Origin of the sequence: Streptomyces coeruleorubidus, from assembly GCF_028885415.1 — a bacterium.
Lineage (GTDB): Bacteria > Actinomycetota > Actinomycetes > Streptomycetales > Streptomycetaceae > Streptomyces > Streptomyces coeruleorubidus_A.
Window position 1 is genome coordinate 4,196,606 of record NZ_CP118527.1, and the last position, 18,298, is coordinate 4,214,903.

12 protein-coding genes are annotated in these 18,298 nt (G+C 69.9%); 2 read left to right on the top strand and 10 right to left on the bottom strand.

Going from position 1 to position 18,298, the window contains the following annotated elements:
• Positions 1 to 451 precede the first annotated feature (451 nt).
• On the bottom strand, positions 452 to 1,129 hold the full coding sequence (locus PV963_RS19375; RefSeq protein ID WP_274816997.1) for an NAD(P)-dependent oxidoreductase: 678 nt from the start codon (positions 1,127 to 1,129) through the stop codon (positions 452 to 454).
• Between the two features lie 8 nt (positions 1,130 to 1,137).
• Entirely contained in the window at positions 1,138 to 2,190 is a 1,053-nt protein-coding gene (locus PV963_RS19380) for an EamA family transporter (protein WP_274816998.1), read from the bottom strand.
• Positions 2,191 to 2,269: 79 nt separating this feature from the next.
• Here PV963_RS19380 and PV963_RS19385 point away from each other — a divergent pair, with 79 nt between their 5' ends.
• The gene (locus PV963_RS19385; protein ID WP_274822062.1) at positions 2,270 to 3,223 is read left to right on the top strand and encodes a LysR family transcriptional regulator; all 954 of its coding nucleotides are present in this window, start codon (positions 2,270 to 2,272) and stop codon (positions 3,221 to 3,223) included.
• A gap of 6 nt (positions 3,224 to 3,229) precedes the next feature.
• Here the strand turns inward: PV963_RS19385 and PV963_RS19390 are convergent, their stop codons facing one another.
• The 7 genes from PV963_RS19390 to PV963_RS19420 form a co-directional block, all read right to left on the bottom strand.
• Positions 3,230 to 6,019, bottom strand: a complete 2,790-nt coding sequence (locus PV963_RS19390; RefSeq protein ID WP_425540919.1) for a hypothetical protein — start codon at positions 6,017 to 6,019, stop codon at positions 3,230 to 3,232.
• Between the two features lie 648 nt (positions 6,020 to 6,667).
• Positions 6,668 to 8,098, bottom strand: a complete 1,431-nt coding sequence (locus tag PV963_RS19395) for a glycoside hydrolase family 43 protein (protein ID WP_274817000.1) — start codon at positions 8,096 to 8,098, stop codon at positions 6,668 to 6,670.
• Between the two features lie 101 nt (positions 8,099 to 8,199).
• The gene (gene yjfF, locus PV963_RS19400; protein WP_274817001.1) at positions 8,200 to 9,225 is read right to left on the bottom strand and encodes a galactofuranose ABC transporter, permease protein YjfF; all 1,026 of its coding nucleotides are present in this window, start codon (positions 9,223 to 9,225) and stop codon (positions 8,200 to 8,202) included.
• Positions 9,222 to 10,316: an ABC transporter permease gene (locus PV963_RS19405; RefSeq protein WP_274817002.1), complete on the bottom strand. Its 1,095-nt coding sequence runs from the start codon at positions 10,314 to 10,316 to the stop codon at positions 9,222 to 9,224. Before PV963_RS19405 ends, yjfF begins: the two co-directional genes overlap by 4 nt.
• Positions 10,313 to 11,851, bottom strand: coding sequence for a sugar ABC transporter ATP-binding protein (locus PV963_RS19410; protein WP_274817003.1), 1,539 nt, complete (start codon positions 11,849 to 11,851; stop codon positions 10,313 to 10,315). Before PV963_RS19410 ends, PV963_RS19405 begins: the two co-directional genes overlap by 4 nt.
• 96 nt (positions 11,852 to 11,947) lie before the next feature.
• Positions 11,948 to 12,952 (bottom strand): ABC transporter substrate-binding protein, encoded by a 1,005-nt coding sequence (locus PV963_RS19415; RefSeq protein ID WP_274817004.1) that lies wholly within the window; start codon positions 12,950 to 12,952, stop codon positions 11,948 to 11,950.
• Positions 12,953 to 14,186: 1,234 nt separating this feature from the next.
• Positions 14,187 to 14,903: a TetR/AcrR family transcriptional regulator C-terminal domain-containing protein gene (locus tag PV963_RS19420; protein WP_274817005.1), complete on the bottom strand. Its 717-nt coding sequence runs from the start codon at positions 14,901 to 14,903 to the stop codon at positions 14,187 to 14,189.
• Between the two features lie 147 nt (positions 14,904 to 15,050).
• On the opposite strand from PV963_RS19420, the gene PV963_RS19425 reads away from it, so the two are divergent.
• On the top strand, positions 15,051 to 16,820 hold the full coding sequence (locus PV963_RS19425) for a CocE/NonD family hydrolase (RefSeq protein ID WP_425540920.1): 1,770 nt from the start codon (positions 15,051 to 15,053) through the stop codon (positions 16,818 to 16,820).
• On the opposite strand, the gene PV963_RS19430 is transcribed toward PV963_RS19425, so the two are convergent.
• The gene (locus tag PV963_RS19430; RefSeq protein WP_274817006.1) at positions 16,817 to 17,956 is read right to left on the bottom strand and encodes a M20 metallopeptidase family protein; all 1,140 of its coding nucleotides are present in this window, start codon (positions 17,954 to 17,956) and stop codon (positions 16,817 to 16,819) included. The two genes, PV963_RS19425 and PV963_RS19430, sit on opposite strands and share 4 nt — an antisense overlap.
• Positions 17,957 to 18,298: the final 342 nt, after the last annotated feature.

Here is an 18,298-nt window from a genome sequence, read left to right on the forward strand (position 1 = left end):
GGTCTTCGGCAGCGCAACCGCGTCTCGGGCAGATGGTGGCGCTATTTGAAAGCGTTGCCTCAGGATGCGAGCTTCGTGCGTGAGCAATGCGTGAGCGGACTGCCCGGCGCGCGACGCGGGTGAACGAGCGGTAGGGGTTGCGCGGCTCGACCGGCCGCCCGGTGCGGGTGGCTAAGCGGACCGATCGCCGGGCTTCGTTATCCCGACGGATCGGCACCGTCCGGCGCGGACCCGCGGCTGAGTCCTCCGCATCATCCAGTCCGGGCTCGGCGGCGGCGGTGAGGGCCGCCGCCTGCGCGTTGCGCGCGGTACAAGGCCGGCTGCAACCTCGGCGATCGCCAGATCCGCTCCGGGCAGCAGGCTCGTGTACCTGTCGACCGTTCCTGGGGGCGAAGTGGCGACTCTCCAGAAGGTCCGCTCGATGGCCTGCCGTTGGGCGAACCTGACCAGTTCACGCTGACAGGTCTTCGGCGCGGTGGACGACCGTGATGAGGGGGTCGGGGCCAGGTGTCTCGAGTTCGTCGACCACGGCGACGGCCAGGTCCTCGGCGCTGATCCAGGATTGGCCGTCGGCGCTGATGAGCAAGGTGTCGCTGCCGCGCCGATAGCGGCCGGTCCGTTCGCCGGGTTCGAGCAGGGCCGGTGGACTCAGGTAGACGCAATCGGCATCGGCATGGGACTGGCAGGTTCGCAGCTGAGCGATTCCGGCGGCGGCGACGGCCTTGATTTCGGCGGGCACGTACGCCGGATTGTCGGCGACCAGCAGATCGCGGTCACCGGGGCTGCGCAATGCGCCGGCGCCGCCGACCACGAGGACGCGGATCCCGAGTTGTGCGGCGATGTCCAGCACCGTACGGGTAGCGCCGACCAGGAACTCCTCGTCGACCGGCGTGGTCCGCACGGTCAGTACGACAGCGTCCGCAGCGCCGTGGGAGGCGGAGCCTGCCAGTGCCTGGCGTATGGCGTGTGAGTCGTTCGCGTCGACCGCGATCGGCGTCACGTTCGGGTTCCTCGGGTTCTCACTCGCGGGTTTCCGGGACAGGGCGATCACTTGGTGTCCGCGTGCACTGGCCTCGTTGATCACCCGGCTGCCGACCATCCCGGTGGCGCCCAGTACAGCGATCGTCATGCCTGTCTTCATCGGATCCGTCCTTCTCGTATGTGATCGTCGTGCATCCGGTCTTCTCGGATTTGGTCTTCTCGGATTTGGTCTTCTCGGATTCGGGCTTCTCGGATTCGGGCTTCTCGGATTCGGGCTTCTGCCGGCCTGCGGCGCGCCACGCGGCCCGCCAGGTTCGGGGTATTGAGCTGCGCCGCGAGCAACGCGGCCAGGGCGAGGACGAAGCCAGAGGTCTGCAGCAGGCTCAGTGACTCGCCCAGCGCGATGCCGATGACGGTCGCGACCAGCGGGGACAGCAGCACCAGCGGTGCGGACGCGCCGACCGGCAGCTTTCCGATACCGCGGAACCACAGCGTGGACGCGATCAGCCCACCCACGCTGCCGAGCCACAGGTATCCGCCGGCGGCTCCGGTGTCGATGCGCGGCGGCGCCCCCTCGATCCCGAAGGCGAGCGGGAGCAAGAGCAGGCCGCCCGACGTCAGTTGCCAGCCGGTCAGGGTCAGTGGACCGACACCCGCGGGAAGGCCCCACCGCTTGGTGAGGACGATCCCGACGGCCATGGCGGCCGTACCACCGAGGCCGGCGACGACCCCGACGGCGCCCAGCCGGGCCTGCGGCCCCAGTACGACGAGTCCGACACCGACCGCGCCGAGCACGCCCCAGGTCAATCGCCAGGCCGTCGGCCGGTCGTGGAGCAGCGCGACGGCCAACCCGGCGACCATCAGCGGCTGGGTGGCACCGAGAGTGGCGGCGACACCGCCAGGGAGTCGCTCGGCCGCCACGAACAAGAGGGGGTACAAGGCACCGATGTTGAGCGCGCCGAGGACGGTGGCCTTCCACCACCAATCCCCGCGCGGGAGCACACGGGTGATGGCCAGCGCGAGCAGCCCGCCGGGCAGGGCGCGCAGCATCCCGGCGAACAGCGGATGCCCGGGCGGGAGCAGTTCCGTGGTGACGACGTACGTGGTGCCCCAGGACGCGGGGGCGAGTGCGGTCAGTGCCACGGTGGCCACCTGCCGGCCGTACGGGATTCGCGGCGAGTGGGGTGCCCGCTCGGTCGAGGTATGCATGTGATGAAGTCTCAGAGGCAGCCCATCATGAGTCCAACACATGCTTGTCATCGCAGCCATGAACCAGAACGATGACCGTGTGGATCTCCAGCAGATGCGCTACGTCGTCGCCGTGGCCGAAACCCGTAACTTCACCCGCGCCGCCGAGCGCTGCTTCGTGGTGCAGTCGTCGCTCAGTCACCGGATCGCCGGCCTGGAACGGGAACTCGGAGTCAAGCTGTTCGCCCGGTCCAGCCGCCGCGTCGAGCTGACCCCTGCGGGAGCGGCGTTCGTCGCCGGCGCACGCGAGTGCCTGGCCGCCGCCGACCGCGCGGCTGCCGACGCCGCCGCCGCGACCGGCGTGGTACGCGGCCGACTCGCCGTCGGCGTGATCGTGACGACGGCTGCCGTCGACGTACCGGAGCTGCTGCAGCGGTACCGCGCCCAGCACCCGGCCGTCCACGTCGCCCTCCGTTCCGGACGCAGCGATGAACTGGCGGCGGCGGTCCGGAACGGCGACCTGGACATGGCCTTCCTCGGCCTGCCGGAGAGCGAACGGCCTCCCGGTGTGGAGTGCGTTGTTCTCGCTCACGACGAGCACGTGCTGGTGGTGCCGGCCGGGCACCGACTGGCGGGCGTTTCCCAGGTCACGCTGCGGGAGATCGCCGAAGAGACGTTCGTGGACTTCGTGAGCGGGACGCCTGCCCGGGCCCAGTCCGATCAGGCGTTCGCCGCCGCGGGCCTGGTCCGCGACGTCGCGTACGAAGCCGGCGTCGTCGAGCTGATCACCCGGCTGATCGCCCGCGGGCTGGGCATCGCACTGCTGCCGTCGGCGTTCATCCGACCGCGGGCCACCGACGACCCCGAACTGGCGCTCGTCCCGGTGGTCGACGGACCGCATCGCATCGAGTACCTGGCGTGGAGCCGCTTCAACCCCAGCCCTGCCACCCGGGCGATGCTCGACATCCTCGAGGTCGGGCCGCCGTCAACAGTGTCCCGACCCGCAACTGATCGCGCTGCGGCAGGCAGTCGGCCGAGGGCGCGGCAAGCTTGAGCCGCGTCATGTCGCGTCCCGTACCGTGCCGGTGACCTCCGACCCCTTGACCTCCTTGCCGCCGTCGGCCGTGTTCAGCCGCAGCCGAAGGGACTCCACCGGCTCGGTCACCCGGTCGGCGATGGTGGGCACCTTCACGTCGACGCTCCGGCTGCCCGCGGGGATCTCGAACGACAGACGAGGTTCGTCCGGCATCCGCGACAGCGCCCGCTGCGGACTGGGTGAGACGTCGTAGTTCTCTGCCAGCCACGAGGGAGGGACATCCTTGGTGGACAGCTCGGCGCCACGACGGACGGGCAGGATCCACAGATCTCCGTACAGGGTTTCGTCGGCTGTCGCGGACAGGCTGATCCGCCAGACCAGTTGCTTGCCCTCGGTGACGCGGTCGGCGACCGGTGTCACCCGCATGGTGGGCTTGGGGTCGTCGTTCTTCACGATGATCTTGCCGCGATGGGAGCCGACCACCGCGCCGTGGATCGACTTGACGAACACCGGACGGTCGACCCCGTCCTCGTAGCGGTTGTCGCCCTTCACCGTCATCCGTACGTTGACGGGCGCGCCCGCGTGGACCGTCACCGTGTGCACGACCGGGTACTTGTGCCCCGGCTCGTCCACGAACACCCGGACCTGGCCGCTGCCCTTGCCGGAGACCGTCACCGGCACCTGATAGGTGCGCGTGCCGGGGCCGCCCTCCTTGACGGTCGTACGGCCGACGTCCACGCGGGCCAGCTGAGCCGGCTTGACGGCAGGGGTGCCGGGGCGCCAGCCCCAGGCGTCCATCAGCCACGCCTTTCCGGACGAGGTGCGGGGGGTGAGGTGGAGGGTCTTGACGCGGGCCAGGTCGAGTCCGGCCTTGGCCGCGGCGGACAGCGGTACGCGGACTTCGCGCGCCCAGTACGAGGACGTCAGGCCGGTGCCGGGCAGGCCGTCGACGCGGACACGGCCGAGAGCGGCCCGCTTGCCGGATGCGTCGGTGAGTGACACGTCCAGCCGGGTGCCGGTGGTGTTGGGCGGCACGATCACCCGCAGGGTCAGCGCCTTGGCGCCGGACAGGGAGACCGGGTGGGCGGGGCTGAGCCGGGTGGAGGCGCCGGACTTGGTCCAGCGCATGGCCAGCGCGGAGCGGCCGGGTTCCTTCTGCGTCTCCCAGAGGGCGAAGTGCGGCGAGGCCTGCTGGAGGCGGGACGGCAGGCAGGAGGCGGCCGGATCCGTGTCCACCTGGGCGCACAGTCTGCCGCCGTCGACCGTGGCGGAGGTGTCCGGCAGGAAGGCTCCGCTGCGCCCGGCGCCGACGGCGTGGGTGTAGACCCGGGCCGGCCCGGCGGAGGCGGCGCGCACGCCGGAGCCGTCGATCAACGGGCGGGCCCGGTCGTCCCGGGCGATGAACAGCCGGGCCGCAGCGGCGATATAGGTCGATCCCGCCTTCTGCTGCTGCTTGGCGCTCAGACGGGTCTTGGCCCCCTGCGAGCACAACCGGTCGTCGTGGTCGCCGGAGTAGGTGAAGTCGTCCTCGGCGGGGGCCGCGGCCTGGCCGGGAGTCCACTCGGTGTTGAAGTAGTTGTGGTTCGCGCCGACCATGTAGACCGCGCTGTGCAGGGCCGTGCCGCGGCTGACACCACGCGTGCCGTCGACGTACGTCTCGCCCTGCAGATCGGGCATGTCGCCGTCGCAGCCCGGCAGGATCGTCATGGACGGCACGTCGGGGACGGGGTTCTGGGCCAGGGCTGAGGGGGCTACCAGGACGGTGCCGCGTATCGTCCAGCGGACGCGGCCCCGGTAGCCGTCCTGCGCGGCGGGCGGCGGGTACAGGCTGTCCAGAGTGGCCTGGTTGACGGCCTCACCGCCTCGCGAGTGCCCCACCAGCAGCACACGGCGCAGGTCGGCTCGGGGCGCCTCGCGCACGGCCGCCGGCGCCTTGGACGGGTCGGCGGCCCAGTCCGCCCAGTGCCCCAGGTGCAGCCGTATCAGGGACGACCGGAACGCTGCGCCGCCGTCCGCCCTCATCTCGTCCTGGGCGTTGATGCCGTTGGCCGAGATCGACACCGTCACATAGCCCTGGGAAGCCAGCAGCTTCTGGTCGTGCAGGTGACCGCGGTAACTCGGCACCGGCTTCTTGCCGGTGTCGCACGGCCACTCCGCGGTCCGCGTTCCTTCCGTGTCGAAGCAGGTGTCATGGCGTCCGTGCAGGAACAGCGCCAACGGCCGGCGGCCCGTGGCACCGGCCGGAGCCACGACCACGGCCTTCATCTCCACCGGTGTCTCCAGCCCCGGCAGGCGCACCGACGGCAGGGAGTACTCGCCTTGGACGGTACGGAACTTGCCGGTGACGCCGGGATCGGTCTTGTGCACAGGGTTCACGGGCAGGGTTCCCGTCAGAGGCGACGGGGTCGAAGGGGCTTGGAGGTTGCGTCCGCGCCCGGCGTCCGTTCCCTCCGCGTCCAGCCGCCGTCCTGCGGCCTCGACCCGCAGATCCCGCGCCTGCTCGAGACGTACCCCGTCCAGCGGAAGCCGGAAGGTGCGCCCGTCCGCGGCAGCCGCGGGATGTCCCAGCAGCCGGCCCCCACTGCGGAACTCGATCCGGGCACCGCCCATCGGCACCCGGGCGGATGAGCGCCACTCCAGCTTCTCCGTCCCGCCCGAGCCGGTGATCCTCCAGCCGTCGGGAAGGTGCGGTGAGGCGTCGGCGGACGGCCTCTGGGGCTCCGGGTCGGGGGAGGCCTGCACTGTGCCCGGCCATCCCCACGCCACCGCGAAGGCCGCCGCCACAGCGGCCATCACGCGCGGGATACGCATCACGTCTCGTTTCTCCTTGTCGTCGGATGTGCGGTCGGATTCCATGCCGGAAGGAGCTGGACAGCACTGCTCCCGGGCGCTCGGCGGCCACCGGTGCCCGGTGGACGGGCGGCGGTGGGCGGTGCGGCTCGTACCGGGGAACGGCTGTGGCCACGGCGGACCGGCCCCGTTCACGGGCCGCTCCGGGCCACGCGACTACTCAGGTCCGGGGGGACCGAGGAGAGGTAGAAGCGAGAGAATCGGGGTGTGACTGAGCGTGGGACCAGAACCTGAGCAGCGGGCTTACCGAATGTCACCGAGGGGACGATCATCGAGGTCGGATGCGTTTTTCAGCGACCCCGGGGGTCACTCTGAAAAAACTTGGTCCCCGATCCTCGACCTTCACCCCGGCCGTAGCGCCACATAAATGCCGACCGCCCCACCCCGAAGGCAGGGCGGGGCGGGTGCTCTCACGCGATCAGAGCCCGACACGTGCAGAGCTGACGGGCCCCGGTGGCCTCTGACATCCAGGCGAAGCACTCTCGGACCAACCGTCCTGACCCCAACACCCGAGCGGGGCCGCAGGCACAACCGCCTGCGGCCCCGCCATGGCCGAGGGACCTCGCGCAGGCGTAGGGCGCGTCACTTCATGGGATCGCCTGTCGGCGTGGGTCAGTCCGTCACGCGGAAGGTGGCGTCGCTGCGGGCCGTCGTGGTGGTGATCGGGTCGAGGCGGAGTTCGTAGGCGTAGTGGCGGATGTACCGGTCGGGGTGGCTGTACGACTGGAAGGACGACCATGTCGAGTCGGCGAGGCCGGCGACCTGGCGGAAGGTGGCGTCCGCGGCGAACCGGGTGGTGCCGTCGTTGTAGGCCAGCTGGAAGTCGTATCCGGCGTGCCGCAGGAAGTGGCCGGGGAAGTTGACCGACTCGAAGGAGACGGTGCCCGAGCCCGCCAGGCCGGGCCGCAGCCGGAACTGGGCGTCCGGGCCGGTGACGTTCTGGTCGATGCGCACGTCGAAGCCGGCGTGCCGCACGTACCGGTCCTGGAAGTTGAACGACTGGAGCCGCTTGGCCGGGGTGTTGGCCCAGCGTGCGAGCACGCGGCTCTCCTCGGCGGCCGTCAGGTTGAGGATCGCACCGTGGCGCTTCTTCGTCCCGCCCAGGTTGTAGCTTCCCGACGCCGGGAGCCGGTAGGTGCCGGCGGCGGAGGGGTTCGTCGTCGTGACCGGCATGTAGCCGCGTCCGGAGGCGTACTGGTCGAGGTACAGGGTCCACTCGTTGCGGTCCCTGAACTTCATCCACATCGGGCCTTCGACCTGGGAGCCGGTCAGGCCGATGCCGGAGAGGTTGCCAAGGTTGGTCCACGTACCGAGGATCGAGTTGCTGCCTTCGAGCGTGATCTGGCCGTCGCCGGAGGCCCGTACGTAACGGAAGCCACCGACGCCGGACGGCACCTCGACGATCTGGGTGTCGATGATGTTCTGGGTGCCGGGGCGGTCGATGTAGAGCTGTGGGGTGGTGATGGTGCGGAAGTCGGTGGTGCGGGCGGAGTAGATGCGGTGCTTGAGCACGCCGCCCCGGGTCGCGTTCGTCGCCCAGTACAGGACGTAGTCGTTGGTCTCGGGGTTCCAGATCGCTTCCGGCGCCCAGGCGTTGCGCCCGTCGGGGATCGCGCCGGCGACGTTGAGCAGCCACGGCTTCGACCAGGTGACCAGGTCCGTGGACTCCCACACCACGAGGTTGCGGCTGGCGTCGTTCACGGCCTGGTCCCACGACTGTCCGCAGCCGATGCACAGGTCGGTCGCGATGATCCAGTACTTGTCACCGCCGGGGGCTCTGACCAGTGCGGGGTCGCGCACCCCACGGGTTCCCACCGTGGAACGCAGGGTCATCCCGCCGCCGTTGAGGTCACTCCAGTTCAGGCCGTCCGTGCTGTGCGAGAAGTAGATCTGCTGACCGGTCGACCCCTCCCCGATGAAGTGCGTCATCAGGTAGCCCGGGTCGGCGGCGGCGGCCCGCTGAGGTGTGGTCAGGGCCTGGCCTGTGAAGAGGAGGCAGGCGGCGAGCAATATCGCCGACAGCCTGGAGATAAGCGCGCGCATGGGCATTTCCCCGTCTTTCTCTGACTTTCCGTTGCCCCCGTGGTCGCCGCGCCGACGGCGACCGACTCACTTGCCGCTGTTGCGGCTCTCAGCAGTGCCCGTCAGGTCTTCCGGCGTGCCGTCATGGTCCGCTGGATCAGGATGAAGGCGCACAGCAGCACACCTGTGGCGATCTTCGTCCACCAGGAGCTGAGCGTGCCCTCGAACGTGATGACGCTCTTGATCAGGCCGAGCACCAATACACCGAAGAGGGTGCCCAGCACATAACCGGAACCGCCGGTCAGCAGGGTGCCGCCGATGACCACGGCGGCGATGGCGTCGAGTTCCATGCCGATGGCGTGCAGTGGGTCGCCCGACTGGATGTACAGCATGAACAGCAGGCCGGCCAGGGCCGAGCAGAAGCCGCTCACCGTGTACACGGCGATCTTCGTGCCGCCCAGCGGAAGGCCCATGAGCAGAGCCGACTGCTCGTTGCCGCCGATGGCGTACACACGGCGTCCGAAGCGGGTGTAGTGGAGCACGTAGCAGGCGACACCGAGGACGACCAGGGCCACGAGGGCGCCGATCGACAGTTCCCCCAGGCCGAACGACACCCGCGTCTGGGCCAGGGTGCCCACCGAGGCGTCGCTGATGGAGATCGATTCCTTGCTGATGACCAGACACAGTCCGCGGAAGAGGAAGAGCCCGGCGAGCGTGACGATGAACGGCTGGATCTCGAAGTTGTGGATCACATAGCCCATCAGGAAACCGCCGAAGGCGCCGACGGCCAGCGCGAGGGGGACGACCAGGAGCAGCGGCAGTCCCTGACCTTCCACCAGCCACGCCGTGAACATGGTGGTGAAGCCGATCACCGAGCCCACGGACAGGTCGATGCCGCCGGACATGATGACGAAGGTGGCACCGATGGCTGCGACCAGCAGATAGCCGTTGTCGATGAACAGGTTGAGGAACACCTGGGGTTCGCCGAACCCGTAGTTCTGGTACCGGCTGAGGCCACCGATGTACATGGCGATGAACAGGCCGGCCGTGACCAGGACGGGCAGACGCCTGTCGCCGAGCAGGCGCGCGCCACGGGAGGCGGTGCTGCCGCTCGGAGCCGCCTTGGGGGTCTGGGCGGTCGCGCTCATCGCGACACCTCCATCTTCGGGGCGGCGTCGGCCGCCGGAGCGGGCTCCACCGGGGCGGCGTCCAGGCGCGGGCCCTTGGGGCCCTTCGCGCCGAAGACCTTGGCCCGGAACTTCGGGGACTGCAGCAGGCAGACGACGATGACGACGGCGGCCTTGAAGACCAGGTTGGTCTGGGTCGGCACGCCGATGGTGTAGATCGTGGTGGTCAGGGTCTGGATGACGAGGGCGCCGACCACCGTGCCGCCGATGGAGAACCGGCCGCCGAGCAGCGAGGTGCCGCCGATGACGACGGCGAGGATCGCGTCGAGTTCGATCCACAGACCGGCGTTGTTGCCGTCCGCGGCCGAGGTGTTGGAGCTGATCATCAGGCCCGCGATGCCGGCGCACAGCGCGCAGAACATGTAGACCATGATCTTGATGCGTGTGGACCTGATGCCGACCAGGCGGCTGGCCTCGGCGTTGCCGCCGACCGATTCGACCAGCAGGCCGAGCGCCGTGCGGCGGGTCAGCGCCACGGTGACGGCCACCACGGCGGCCACCACGAAGACGGAGAAGGGCAGGGTCAGCCAGTAGCCGCCGCCGATCAGCTTGTACGGCTCGCTGTTGATGGTGATGATCTGGCCGTCGGTGATCAGCTGGGCGACACCTCGGCCCGCGACCATGATGATGAGGGTCGCGATGATGGGCTGGATTCCCATCCTGGCCACCAGGAAGCCGTTCCACAGACCGCAGACGACCGCGGCCACCAGCCCGATGCCCATCGCCAGGAACACCGCGGACAAGGTGTTCTGGTCGGCCTGGTCGCTGATGTAGGAACAGGTCAGGGCGCCGGTGATGGCGACCACGGCACCGACGGAGAGATCGATGCCGCCGGTGGCGATGACCAGGGTCATGCCGACCGCGACCAGGATCAGCGGTGAGCCGAACAGCACGATGGAGACGAGGCTGCCGTAGAGGTGGCCGTCCGTCATGTTGATCGAGAAGAAGTCGGGCGTGAAGGGGACGTTGACGAGCAGCAGGGCGATCAGGACCGCGACCGGCCAGAACAGGTGGTGATGCGTCAGTGCTCGCCAGCGGGAGGTGGTGGTCACTGGTGTTCTCCGCTCGCGATGGTCTCGAGGATCTTGCTGGTGGTGATCTCAGGCCCGTTGGTCAGCCGTGCCACCAGCCGGCGGTCGCGCAGCACTCCGATGGTGTGGCTGAGCCGGAGCACCTCCTCCAGTTCGGCCGCGATGTACAGCACCGACATGCCGTCCTCGGAGAGGGACACCACCAGTTTCTGGATCTCCGCCTTGGCGCCGACGTCGATGCCGCGCGTCGGCTCGTCCAGGATCAGCAGCTGCGGCTGGGTGATCAGCCAGCGGGCGAGCAGCACCTTCTGCTGGTTGCCGCCGCTGAGACGGCCCACCCGGGCTTCCGGGTCGGCGGGGCGGATGTCCAGCGCCTTGATGTACTTGGCGACGAGTTCGTCGCGCTGGGAGGCCGGGATGGGCCGGGTCCAGCCGCGGGCCGCCTGGAGGGCGAGGATGATGTTCTCACGCACCGTCAGGTCGGGGACCAGGCCCTCGCTCTTGCGGTTCTCCGAGCAGAACGCCACCCCGGCCGCGATGGCGTCGTTCGGGGCGCTCATCGAGATCTGCTTGCCGCCGACGGTCACCTTGCCGCTGTCGGGCTGGTCGGCTCCGAACAGCAGCCGGGCGAGCTCGGTGCGGCCCGATCCCAGCAGGCCGGCGAGTCCGAGCACCTCCCCCTTCTTGATCTCCAGGTCGAAGGGGGCGATCCCCCCGGTGCGGCCGAGCCCTTCGGCCTTGACCAGCGTCTCGCCGACGTCGGAGTGCATCTGGTGCTCGTGCAGCTCCTCGAGCTGGTCCAGGGCCTTGCCGATCATCAACTCGATCAGTCCGACCTGGTCGAGGTCTCGGACCAGGTGCTCGCCGACCAGGGTGCCGTTGCGCAGGACGGTCATCCGGTCGCAGACCTCGTAGATCTGGTCGAGGAAGTGCGACACGAACAGGATCGCGACGCCCTCGTCCCTCAACTGCCGCATCAAACGGAAGAGTTCGAGGACCTCGTCGCGGTCGAGACTGGAGGTCGGCTCGTCGAGGACCAGCACCTTGGTGCCGGATCCCGCGGCGTCACGGTCCCCGGTGCCCACCGACCGTACGATCGCGACCAGTTGCTGCACGGCCAGCGGGTACGAGGACAGCGGCGCGGCGACGTCGATGTCGAGTCCGAGCCGGTCGACCAGCTCCTCCGCCTCCTTGCGCATCCGCTTCCACTGGATGCGGCCGGCGCGGGTGGGTTCGCGTCCGATGAAGATGTTCTCCGCCACCGACAGGTTGGGGCAGAGGTTGACCTCCTGGTAGACCGTGCTGATGCCGGCCTGCTGCGCCTGCAACGGGCTGCCGAACCGTACGGACTCGCCGTCGAGGACGATCGTGCCGCCGTCCAGGGAGTAGACCCCCGTCAACACCTTGATCAGCGTGGACTTTCCGGCACCGTTCTCGCCCATCAGGGCGTGGATCTCGCCCGGGAAGAGGCGGAAGTCGACGCCCGACAGAGCCTTTACCCCCGGGAACTCCTTGACTACGCCCGTCATCTCCAGGACGGGCCGCGGCTCTGCCATGGCAGCGCTCCTCATGAATGGGTCCAGGTCCGCAGGGAGCCTCCCGGCCGGCGAATGCCGGTCGGTCGGAGGCTCCCTGCCGGTGGGGACGGTCGGTCAGTACTTGCGGGTGGGGAGCGCGTCCTTGGCCTGGTCCTGCATGAAGTCGCTCTCCTTGGTCTTGATCCAGCGTTCGACCGTCTCGCCGTCCTTGACCTTCTTCACGACCTCCATCAGCTGAGGGCCGAGCAGCGGGTTGCACTCGACGATGGCGTTGATCTTGCCCTCGGACATGGCGACGAAGCCGTCCTTCACGCCGTCGATGGAGACGATGAGGATGTCCTTGCCGGGCTTCTTGCCGGCCGCCTCGATGGACTGGATGGCGCCGATGGCCATGTCGTCGTTGTGCGCGAAGAGCACGTTGATGTCCGGGTTGGACTGGAGGAAGGCCGCCATGACCTGCTTGCCTCCGGCACGGGTGAAGTCACCGGTCTGGCTGACGACGACCTTCCAGTCGTCCGCGTGGTCCGCGTCCATGACCTCCTTGAAGCCCTTGGCGCGCTCGATCGCGGGGGCGGCGCCGGTGGTGCCCTCCAGCTGGGCGATCTTCACGGCGCCCTTGTGGCCCGCCTTCTCCAGGACCTTCTCCAGGATCTTGGCGGCGCGCCGGCCCTCGTCCGTGAAGTCGGAGCCGACCAGGGTCACGTACAGGGAGTCGTCGGAGGTCTCGACGGAGCGGTCGGTGAGGACCACCGGGATCTTCGCGGCCTTGGCCTCCTTGAGCACCGCGTCCCAGCCGGTGACGACCACCGGCGAGAAGGCGATGACGTCGACCTTCTGCGCGATGTAGTTGCGGATCGCGGAGATCTGGTTCTCCTGCTTCTGCTGGGCGTCGGAGAACTTGAGGGTGTAACCCGCCTCCTTCGCGGCCGACTTCACCGAGTCGCTGTTGGCGGTGCGCCAGCCGCTCTCCGAGCCGACCTGGGAGAAGCCGAGGGTGATCGCCTTGCTGCCGCTGCCGGCGGAGGCGGAAGAGCTGCCGTCCTCCTTGGCGCAGGCCGCGAGTCCGGTCGCAGCCGCAACACCGACCGCCGCGGTGAGGAAGTTCCTTCTGTTGAGCATGCTTGATCTCCTTCGTTGAGCCGGCCCGGGGATTGGACTCGGTTGCTGCGGCTTCTGACGTTCCGTCGGAAACCGTGGAAGTGACGACGTCCTGAGGACCGACCAACGTTCGAAATATTGAACATGCGTGGCGCGTGCCGTCAGAGGTGGTCAGGGCGGGGTGAGGCCGGGAACGGCCGGGTGCAGGGGGTGGGGAGCCGGCGATGTGCGCGGCGCCGGAGGAGCGGATCGGCGGGCAGGGCGGGATCAGGGAGGGGCGGCGAAGTGGTCGTGGCGCCGGCGTCGCCCGGCCGACGCGGGCGATGAGTCCGGGCTCGGTGACGACCGGAGGTGTTCCGGTCGGGCCGCGCCCTCGTTCCACTCCTCGACGAACGCGGCGGCGTCGCAGGGAGTACGGGCGCTCACCTCGCCCGGCTTCCGCAACGAGAAGTGCCGTCTAATCGTTGGCCGCAACCTGCCGGGGAGGTGCTGCTGTGCGCCGGATGTGCCCACGGCCGTACCTCCCTCAAGTGGTCAGTGATGCGGAGGTCATATGAGCGCCCACCGTCCCCCCTGGTCAAGAGGTTGCGCGAGAAGCAGGCCATCACGTTTGGGTAACGCGGGGCAGCGGGCGAGGCTGACGGCCTGCCGGTCGCCCGGCGCGAAAGCGCCTTCTTCGGCAGAGATATTGACGCTCGGCAGGCATGGCCATACCTTTCGATCGATGAACGAAGTATCGAACTCAGTGCGACATCCCGGACGGTCAGCCCGCTAACGGTCCTGCCTTGCACGCCGGTCCGGGTCGGAGCCGCGAAATGAGGGCACCGTTATGACGGCGACAGGTCCGGCAGCACCGCGGTCCGTGCGGCCCGTCCCTCCCTGCCACCGCCCACGGGGCGGGATCCCGAACGCCGGGCGCCTCGCGCCCGGACCACGGCACGGCATGGCTCGGCCTGGGGCGGCGCCCCTCATCGCACGGTGCGAGCCCTGAGGAGCTGGGCATGGTGCGCGGGCTGAGGCTGCACACCCGGACGAACGCGCCCGCCATCACCTGGCCATGGTCACCCTTGCCTGCCTACGACTCTGGCTGCCCTGACATTGCGGACGCGACCTGGTAGTGCTTCGTCAGGTCTGGATCTGTTGGTGGCAGAAGTCGGCCGCAGGTGGTGCAGATGCCGGTCCAGCACCTCAGCAGGTCCTGGAGGACGTCGAGGACCTGGTAGATGGTTTCGTGGCCGGGACAGATCGAATTCCCTCAGTCCGTGCCGAGGCCGTCGAGTAGGCGGTTGAGGAAGCGGCCGAACGTCGCTTCGGGGGTCAGGGGGCGTGCGGGGGCGACGAGGGCCTCGGCGAGTTCTGGGTGGTGACCGGCCGCGGCGACGGTTGCCAGGTAGCGGGCCTCCGCTGCGGCCCGGTCGGGGGACTTGGCGGCTGCGGCTTGCGTGAGCTCATAGGTGACGTGTCCGGCGACGAATGCGGTGAGCTGGGCGAAGACCTCCAGCTTTGCCGCGCCGTCCAGGCCGGTGGGGCGCAACGCGGCGAGGGCGTGTTCCAGGAACGCCAGGGTGTTGGGGCCGAGGCTGCGGCGGGTGGAGAGGGCGGTGGGCAGCCAGGGGTGGCGGAGCATGAGGTCGCGCTGGAGGTGGGCGATGGCCTTCAGGTCGGTTCGCCAGTCGCCGGTGAGAGCACCGGACGTCGGGAGTTCGCCGCTGACGTGGTCGACCATCAGTTCCAGCAGCGTTTCCTTGTCGGAGGCGTAGCTGTAGAGCGACATGACTCCGGCTCCGACCTGTGCGGCGACCCGCCGCATGGTGACCGCTTCAAGTCCTTCCGCGTCCGCCAGGGCCACGGCGGCCGCCGTGATCGCCTCGCGACTGAAGCCCGGCCTGCGGCCCCTGCGGGGCTGACCGGGGCTCAGCCACAGCTGTTGAGGGTCGATGCCCGGGGTTCCGGACCCGCCGTCACGCGTCACGGTCTTCGTGCTCCTGTCGATGAGAGTCGCCGAGGGGCGCTGGGCGTCGCCGAGGGTCGATGAGGGTCGCCGTCGTGGTAGCCGTCAGCAGCGTATCCAAGCATCCTCTATTCTCGTACGACGTACGGGAAATCAAGGAGGGGAACCATGGCATCACGCACCCACGACCCTGCGGCCAGGCCGGCCTGGACACCGCCCGGCCGGAAGCCGCCGCTGTCCTCACGGATGATGAGGGCGACTTGGCGCGGCCTCCCGGACAAGCGGCACGACGTCGGGTGGGAGCCGGGGCTGGTGGTGCCGGCCGCCGATGGCAGTCCGCTGGTCACGGACCACTACTTCCCCCGGACGACCGGCGATTTCCCCACCCTCCTGGTGCGTTCGCCGTACGGCAGGGGCCTGCCCTGGTCCCCCATGTACGGCATGCTCTTCGCCGAGCAGGGCTTCCACGTGGTCCTGCAGAGCTGCCGCGGCACGGGCGGCTCAGGCGGTGAGTTCGATCTGTGGCGCAACGAGGCCGCCGACGGCCAGGCCACGGTGTCCTGGCTGCGCGAACAGCCCTGGTTCGACGGGAGGCTGGGGACGGTCGGCCCCAGTTACCTGGGATACGTGCAGTGGGCGCTCGCCCTGGACCCGCCGCCGGAGCTGAAGGCCATGGTGGTGCAGGTGGGTCTGCACGACCCCTACGCCCTGTTCTACGCGGACGGCGCCCTCCGGCTGGAGAACGCCCTGCTCGTCGGCCTGGGGATGACGTACCAGCATCGGGGGATCGCGCCTTTCGCCAGGGCGACGCTGCGCCTGCAGCGCCGTATGCGCGAGATCGTCACCGCGCGGCCGCTGCGTGGGGCGTACGCGTCGGCTCTCGGAGACGTGCCGTGGCTGGACGACGTGCTGACGCACCCGGACGCCGGCGACCGGTACTGGGACGGCGCGTCCCTGGCACGGGCCGCCGAGCGCCTGAACGTTCCGACGAGTCTGATCTCCGGCTGGCACGACGCCCTGGCCGACCAGACCTTCGAGCAGTACGCCCGGCTGCGTCGGGCCGGATGTGACACCGCGCTGCTCGTCGGCCCCTGGACTCATACCTCCGCCCTGCAGCAGGGCTGGCCCGAGGTCTTCGCCGAAAGCCTCGCCTGGCTGCGCGCGCACCTGTGCGCCGAGCCCTCCGTTCTGCGTCCCACGCGGGTGCGCGTGCACGTCGGCGGTGAGGACGTGTGGCGGGACCTCGACGACTGGCCGTCCCTCGCCTCCCTCACCACCTCATGGGTCCCCACCGCGGACGGGCAGCTCGACCAGCGAGCCCACCCGGCCCCGGCTGACGGCGCGAGGGCGGCGGACGGCGCGGGAGCCCCGGACAGCGGGAGCGCCCCGGACGGCGCGCAGGCCGCGGACGGCGCCGGGGCCGCGCCCTTGGCCTCCCTGCACTACGACCCGGCCGACCCCACCCCGTCCATCGGCGGCCCTCTGCTCTCCCGCACGGCCGGTCCCCGAGACAACAGCGCCCTGGAGGGCCGAGAAGACGTCCTGACCTTCACCGGCCCGCCGCTGGCCGAACCCGTGGACATCCTCGGTCCGGTCTCCGCGCTGTTGAGCGTCTCCACGGACACCGGGTACGCCGACGTCTTCAGCCGCCTGTGCGACGTGGACGCGCAGGGCCGTTCCACCAACGTCTGTGACGGGCTGGCTCGGCTGGAGACGGTGGGGCGGGCGCCCTCGGAGGTCACCGTGCGGATGAGCTCCACCGCCTACCGCTTCCCGGCCGGGCACCGGATTCGCTGGCAGATCAGTGCCGGTGCCCATCCGCGCTACGCCCGCAATCCAGGTACCGGCAAGTCCCCGGCGGAGGCCGTCGACTTCACTCCGATACGCATCACGCTGCACACCGGCTCCGTGCTGATGCTTCCCCACGGGAATGTCTAACGGCGGGTCCGCCGCGCGATCCATCCCGCCATCGCCCGTACCCCGATGCCGATGGACCGCTCGTCCGGGGCGAAGTCGGGGAAGTGCGGGTAGCTGGTGGTGACGGGGGCGCCGGGGGCGCGGACGCCGAGGAAGGTGTAGGTGCCGGGGATGCGGTCCAGGTAGAGGGCGTAGTCCTCGCCGCTGAAGGGCGGGAACGCGGAGTGGAGCGTGGCGACCGAGTCACGGCCCAGTCTGCGGCGCAGGTGGTGGGCGAGCGCGCGGGCGTCGGGTTCCGGGCAGACCATGGCGGGGAACGGCTCGGCGGGGAAGCTCACCGCGGCTCCCGCGTATGACCTGGCCAGTCGGCGGATCTCCTCGCGTATCTCCGTGCACCGCTCCTGCGGCCAACAGCGGTAGGACACGCCCACCTTGGCATCCTGGACCGAGGCCCGGAGGGCGACGAAGCGGGCGAACGGGCCGTCGGGCGTCTGGGCGTCGCTGACCATCCGCTCGATGTCCGCGGGCGTCTGCGGGGGCGTCACCGTGGCGAGCGCGGCGATCTCGGCGGCCAGTCGCCGTGCGGCGTCGGGTGCGTCCGGGCCCTGGAGCGTCACCTCCGCCTTGTCCTGGCCCGGCATCCCGTACCCCCCGGTCACAGCGAACCGGCCGACGGGGAAAGGCCCGCAGTGCAGCGCGTGGATCTCCTCGACCCGGGCGCGCTCCAGCACGCCCGCCTCGATCATCGCGCGCGCTCCGGAGAGGCTTTCCTCGGCGGGCTGGAAGAGGAACACGACCGTGCCGCTCAGGTGCTGCCGCAGCCGCGCCAGGACCTTGGCGACGCCGAGGGCCACCGTCGTGTGGATGTCGTGCCCGCAGTAGTGGGCCGCGGCCTGGCCGCCCCCGACGATGTCCTTGGGCGGCACCGCGTCCATGTCCGCCCGGTACGCGACCGTCCGGCCCGGCCGCGCGCCGCGCAGGACGCCGACCACGCCGTGACCGCCGACCCCGGTGGTGACGGTCAGCCCGGCCGCTCGCAGCTCTCGGGCCACCACGCCCGCGGTACGGCGCTCCTCCCCCGGCAGTTCGGGATGCCGGTGGATGTCCCGTCTCAGCTCGATCAACCCGCCCTCAAGGCGGGCCGCCTCAGCGTCCACCGCCCCGTTCCCCCCGGGTCCCCTCCAACCGCCGGCGACGGCCTTCCCCGCAGTCCCCCACACCGTTCCCGCACCGGCTGCTGCCGCCGCCATGCCGGCCAGCAGCGTACGGCGGGCCAGAGCGTGCTCCGCAGGACGCTTCACCGTTCCCCCTTCGTGATCCGTCAAGGGGTCGCCCGGCGAGCGGGGGACCCGTGGGGTACACGATCACTCCTCGCGCATGCCGTCGCCCATCCGGCGAGCCACCGCCTGTGGGTGGGGGCACCCCCCGCCTCCTCGTGCGGCTCCAGGTTCCTGGTGATCCGGAAACCCTCCGAAAGATTCGAGTAACGGAATCCTCAA

What these genes read in the sequence shown, in the direction of transcription:
- PV963_RS19410 (WP_274817003.1), bottom strand. Translation starts at nt 11,851, where the DNA reads ATGGCAGAGCCGCGGCCCGTCCTGGAGATGACGGGCGTAGTCAAGGAG.
- PV963_RS19380 (WP_274816998.1), bottom strand. Translation starts at nt 2,190, where the DNA reads ATGCATACCTCGACCGAGCGGGCACCCCACTCGCCGCGAATCCCGTAC.
- PV963_RS19415 (WP_274817004.1), bottom strand. Translation starts at nt 12,952, where the DNA reads ATGCTCAACAGAAGGAACTTCCTCACCGCGGCGGTCGGTGTTGCGGCT.
- yjfF (WP_274817001.1), bottom strand. Translation starts at nt 9,225, where the DNA reads ATGAGCGCGACCGCCCAGACCCCCAAGGCGGCTCCGAGCGGCAGCACC.
- PV963_RS19425 (WP_425540920.1), top strand. Translation starts at nt 15,051, where the DNA reads ATGGCATCACGCACCCACGACCCTGCGGCCAGGCCGGCCTGGACACCG.
- PV963_RS19395 (WP_274817000.1), bottom strand. Translation starts at nt 8,098, where the DNA reads ATGCGCGCGCTTATCTCCAGGCTGTCGGCGATATTGCTCGCCGCCTGC.
- PV963_RS19375 (WP_274816997.1), bottom strand. Translation starts at nt 1,129, where the DNA reads ATGACGATCGCTGTACTGGGCGCCACCGGGATGGTCGGCAGCCGGGTG.